The sequence below is a fragment of the Streptomyces millisiae genome, assembly GCF_031845425.1.
Taxonomy (GTDB): Bacteria; Actinomycetota; Actinomycetes; order Streptomycetales; family Streptomycetaceae; genus Streptomyces; species Streptomyces millisiae.
In genome coordinates this window covers 1-476 of sequence record NZ_JAVREM010000242.1, presented here as the reverse complement: position 1 = coordinate 476, position 476 = coordinate 1, and the positions used below count along the sequence as shown (strand labels likewise).

Annotated in this window: 1 protein-coding gene; it reads right to left on the bottom strand. The window is 67.6% G+C overall.

The genetic code is table 11. The annotated features are described in order from the left end of the window. Window positions 1-57: 57 nt before the first annotated feature. Window positions 58-476: glycoside hydrolase family 11 protein (locus RNC47_RS36465; protein WP_311605160.1), on the bottom strand; the 419-nt coding region annotated here is incomplete at its 5' end.

The following is a 476-nucleotide window of genomic DNA, read 5'->3' as shown; positions in this document are numbered from 1 at the left end:
GCGGCCGCCCGGGTGAGATGCGCATGCTGACCTCTCTGACTGTCTCGGGGCCGGTGGTCAGGCCGCGCTGCAACTGACGGTGGGCCAGGTCCAGGTGCCGTTGGACTGGACGGTGACGCCCCAGTTGTTGCCGTTCCCGTTGGGTTTCGCGGTGAGGACCTGCGCGCTCGGATACGTGGCCGCGATGTTCCAGGTGGAGAGGATCTTCTCCGGTGACGGCACGTTCATGGTGACGGTCCAGTTGCTCGAACCGGTCACCGCGACGTTCAGGTTGTACCGGTCGCTCCACTGCTGACCCGCGGTGACGGTCGCGGTGCAGCCGGTACCACCACCGCCACCTCCCCCGCCGCCGCCACCGCCGGTGCCCGAGTCGCTCACGGTGATGTTCGAGTTGCCGCTGCTCTGGTAGCCCTCGGTGGCGAGGATCTGGTAGTTGAAGGTGCCCAGGCTCATGCCGTTGCGGGACCAGGCGTCGA